Source organism: Citrobacter sp. TBCS-14, assembly GCF_005280805.1.
Taxonomy (GTDB): Bacteria; Pseudomonadota; Gammaproteobacteria; order Enterobacterales; family Enterobacteriaceae; genus Citrobacter; species Citrobacter gillenii.
Genome location: NZ_SZWM01000055.1, coordinates 1 through 4,153 on the forward strand (window position 1 = coordinate 1; position 4,153 = coordinate 4,153).

Annotated in this window: 3 protein-coding genes and 3 tRNA genes; 1 reads left to right on the forward strand and 5 read right to left on the reverse strand. The window is 48.0% G+C overall.

What is annotated here, in order from left to right:
• Positions 1-164 precede the first annotated feature (164 nt).
• The 3 genes from FDX22_RS00265 to FDX22_RS00280 form a co-directional block, all read right to left on the reverse strand.
• Positions 165-240 (reverse strand) — tRNA-Thr (locus FDX22_RS00265).
• Between the two features lie 5 nt (positions 241-245).
• Positions 246-320 (reverse strand) — tRNA-Gly (locus tag FDX22_RS00270).
• A 206-nt stretch (positions 321-526) separates the two neighbouring features.
• Positions 527-602: transfer RNA gene (locus tag FDX22_RS00280), tRNA-Thr, on the reverse strand.
• A gap of 390 nt (positions 603-992) precedes the next feature.
• Here FDX22_RS00280 and coaA point away from each other — a divergent pair.
• Positions 993-1,943: a type I pantothenate kinase gene (gene coaA / locus FDX22_RS00285; RefSeq protein ID WP_096759485.1), complete on the forward strand. Its 951-nt coding sequence runs from the start codon at positions 993-995 to the stop codon at positions 1,941-1,943.
• A gap of 31 nt (positions 1,944-1,974) precedes the next feature.
• Here the strand turns inward: coaA and birA are convergent, their stop codons facing one another.
• Complete coding sequence (birA, locus tag FDX22_RS00290) at positions 1,975-2,937, reverse strand: bifunctional biotin--[acetyl-CoA-carboxylase] ligase/biotin operon repressor BirA (RefSeq protein WP_115259739.1); 963 nt, start codon at positions 2,935-2,937, stop codon at positions 1,975-1,977.
• The gene (gene murB / locus FDX22_RS00295) at positions 2,934-3,962 is read right to left on the reverse strand and encodes a UDP-N-acetylmuramate dehydrogenase (RefSeq protein WP_146716557.1); all 1,029 of its coding nucleotides are present in this window, start codon (positions 3,960-3,962) and stop codon (positions 2,934-2,936) included. Before murB ends, birA begins: the two co-directional genes overlap by 4 nt.
• Positions 3,963-4,153: the final 191 nt, after the last annotated feature.

Genomic DNA, 4,153 nt, shown 5'->3' on the forward strand with positions numbered 1-4,153 from the left:
CGACGTTAACGTGCGGTTTTGTACGTTCAAATTTTTCTTTAGACATCGATTGTCCCTCTAAGACACGGATAAATCGGTGATATCACCACATCAACCAGGCAATATACCTGAACTGTTGAATGCTTTTAAAAGTAAACAGAGAGAAACGGGAAGGAGAAGTGAAGTGGTGCTGATACCCAGAGTCGAACTGGGGACCTCACCCTTACCAAGGGTGCGCTCTACCAACTGAGCCATATCAGCACGTCTGGAGCGGGCAGCGGGAATCGAACCCGCATCATCAGCTTGGAAGGCTGAGGTAATAGCCATTATACGATGCCCGCATCCTGAAACTCGGCTACCCAGTTCTTTCTGTAACAAAAAAGAGATTTCTCTCTTTTCTGTTTGAGCTGGTTAATTTTTCTAACCAACCCAGGCGGCGATAACGCTGCCAGAAAGTGGTGGTGGGGGAAGGATTCGAACCTTCGAAGTCTGTGACGGCAGATTTACAGTCTGCTCCCTTTGGCCGCTCGGGAACCCCNGGACTTGATGGTGCCGACTACCGGAATCGAACTGGTGACCTACTGATTACAAGTCAGTTGCTCTACCTACTGAGCTAAGTCGGCATCAAGTAGCGCGCATTTTATGGAGACCTGCGCTTTCATGCAACTAAAAAATCGCATAAAACGTTCTATCGCTCACATTTTACACTATACGACCGATAAATAATCTATTCTCGCGCCTGACTGTACGAATTTACAACGTTTCACGACCGTCCAGGAGGTGTTTTACTCCATCATATGTATACCAACTGATGCAAAGTGCCTCTTTTTACATCTGGAATACCCGTCACATTGCTTTTCAGGGGATGATTTTTTCTTATTATTCCCTCCCATCTGGTGTTACCCTCCTGCCCATTGTCCAAATTAACTGAAATGTGACGTGCCATTGCGTGCCAGGGATGAATTCATTTTTTATTACTGACCTGATATCGCAATGACAGCCAGACCATGCGTATGAGTATAAAAGAGCAAGCGTTAATGACGCCTTACCTACAGTTTGATCGCAACCAGTGGGCTGCGCTTCGTGATTCCGTGCCGATGACCCTGACCGAGGAAGAGATTGCTCGTCTGAAAGGCATTAATGAAGACTTATCGCTGGAAGAAGTTGCCGAGATTTATTTGCCCTTATCGCGTTTGCTAAACTTTTACATCAGTTCAAACCTGCGCCGTCAGGCTGTTCTGGAGCAATTTTTAGGCACCAATGGCGAGCGTATTCCTTATATCATCAGTATTGCTGGCAGCGTCGCGGTAGGAAAAAGTACCACTGCGCGCGTCCTGCAGGCATTGTTGAGTCGCTGGCCTGAGCATCGCAAGGTTGAGTTGATTACCACCGATGGCTTTCTTCACCCTAACCAGGTGTTGAAAGACCGTGGACTTATGAAGAAGAAAGGCTTCCCTCAGTCCTACGATATGCACCGTCTGGTAAAATTCGTTTCCGACCTCAAGTCAGGTGTCCCTAACGTCACGGCGCCGGTTTATTCACATCTTATCTATGATGTGATCCCTGATGGAGACAAGACCGTCGCACAACCCGATATTTTAATTCTCGAAGGATTAAACGTATTACAAAGTGGGATGGATTACCCTCACGATCCACATCATGTATTTGTTTCTGACTTTGTCGACTTCTCTATTTACGTTGACGCACCAGAAGAATTACTCCAGACGTGGTATATCAATCGTTTCCTGAAATTCCGTGAAGGGGCATTTACCAACCCCGACTCTTATTTCCATAACTACGCCAAACTGTCTGAAGATGAGGCTATCAATACCGCCACAACACTTTGGAAAGAAATTAACTGGCTGAATTTGAAACAAAATATCTTACCAACGCGTGAGCGAGCCAGCTTAATCATGACTAAAAGCGCCAACCATGCTGTTGAACAAGTGAGATTACGGAAATAAACAAAAAGGGGAGCTATCGCTCCCCTTTTTATTACCCTGCGCTTCTGAGTGATATTTCTCCACCCATCCACGGTTTGATCACGCCATCCTGTTCAAGTAATAGCGCACCTTGCGCATCTATTCCCCGGGATACACCAAATATTTCTTTATCGCCGATAATCAATTTAACGGGACGATTGATAAAATTATCCAGCGTCTTCCAACGTGGTAAATAAGGCGTTAGCCCTTCTTGCTCAAACAGTACGAGTGCTGCACGCAGCTCACGGATCAACCGAGCGGCAAGGGTGTTACGATCAATGTTAATTCCCGCTTCCTGCAGGTTAATCCAGCCCTGATTAACCACACTCTCTTCCACCCGACGCATTGCCATATTAATACCCGCGCCAATAACAATTTGCGCAGCGTCACCCGTTTTACCGGTAAGCTCCACCAGAATGCCGGCGAGTTTACGATCGAGCAGATAGAGGTCGTTGGGCCATTTCACGCGCACCTTATCGGCACCCAGATCGCGTAATACTTCTGCCATGACGATACCAATGACCAGGCTCAGGCCAATCGCAGCCGCCGGTCCCTGCTCCAGACGCCAGAACATTGAGAGGTAAAGGTTTGCTCCAAACGGAGAAAACCATTTACGCCCACGACGGCCACGTCCGGCCTGCTGATATTCAGCGACGCAGGCATCACCTGATTCCAGTTGCCCAATACGATCCAAAAGGTATTGGTTGGTCGAATCAATGACCGGCAGGACGGTAATATTTCCACCACCCAGTTGGGAATGAATAACTGATGAATCCAGGAGCTGAATAGGTTCCGGTAAGCTGTATCCTTTACCGGGAACGGTAAATACATCAACACCCCAGTCACGTAACGTCTGGATGTGTTTATTAATAGCCGCACGACTCATGCCAAGCTTTTCACCTAGCTGTTCACCCGAATGAAATTCACCATCAGCCAGCAATGAAATAAGCGTCAGAGGTACAGTATGATCCTTCATGCTATGATCTCCACGGCGTTCATTTCCCCTCTTGGTCCAATAAATCGGACCTCAGGCTCAAGCCAGACATTAAATTTCGCACCCACTTTCTGGCGAACGTGATGGGCAAGCTGCACCACATCCTGGCTTGTTGCATCGTTGGCATTAATGAGTACCAGCGCCTGTTGCTGATGTACCGCAGCACCACCTATACTCGCCCCTTTTAGCTGACATTGATCGATAAGCCAGCCAGCAGCCAGTTTCACAGAGCCATCTTTTTGAGGGTAATGAGGCGCTGTCGGGAATTGTGACAGCAGCACCTGAGCAACTTCTGCGGTAACGACGGGATTTTTAAAGAAGCTCCCCGCGTTACCCTGTATTTTAGGGTCGGGTAGTTTAGTTGTACGCATATGACAGACGGCATCAAACACTTGCTGCGGCGTCACCGTCGAGGGATCCAGGCGAGTTAAGTCGCCGTAGGTCAGCACCGGCTGCCATTGTTTTGGTAGTTTCAGCCCAACGGCAACGATCGCAAAGCGATCCTGGTATTCATGTTTGAAGATACTATCACGATAGCCAAAACGGCATTCCGCTGCTGCGACGCGTAAATGTTTGCCCGTCGACAGTTCAACGCAATCAACATATTCACAGACACGCTGTAGTTCTACGCCGTAAGCACCGATATTCTGGATCGGCGATGAACCGACACAACCGGGGATGAGCGCAAGGTTTTCCAGCCCTGGCATGCCCAGTTGCAGAGTATGCTGTACCAGATGATGCCAGTTTTCCCCCGCACCTACGTGCAAATGCCAGGCATCAGGTTGTTCTGTGACCTGAATGCCCTTAATACGGTTAACAATCACCGTTCCATAGAAGGCATCAAGAAACAGGACGTTACTCCCTTCACCGAGGATCAGCACTGGATGTTGTAATGCATTGGCTGATTGCCAGGCATTCAGTAATTGTTGCTCATTTTCGGCGCAGACAAGTTCATTAGCATACTGATCAATACCGAAGGTGTTCCAGACTTTAAGGGAGTGATTCATAGACGCTTTCCTGATGCAAAATCGTGCTTAGTTTACCGCATATGCCTCAGGATGGCTTGTGTTATGGAAGAGTGGGATATTGAGCACTCACCGACAAACAACAGATAAAACAAAAGGCCCAGTCTTTCGACTGAGCCTTTCGTTTCTGTTTGATGCCTGGCAGTTCCCTACTCTCGCATGGGGAGACCCCA

What these genes read in the sequence shown, in the direction of transcription:
- murB (WP_146716557.1), bottom strand. Translation starts at nt 3,962, where the DNA reads ATGAATCACTCCCTTAAAGTCTGGAACACCTTCGGTATTGATCAGTAT.
- birA (WP_115259739.1), bottom strand. Translation starts at nt 2,937, where the DNA reads ATGAAGGATCATACTGTACCTCTGACGCTTATTTCATTGCTGGCTGAT.
- coaA (WP_096759485.1), top strand. Translation starts at nt 993, where the DNA reads ATGAGTATAAAAGAGCAAGCGTTAATGACGCCTTACCTACAGTTTGAT.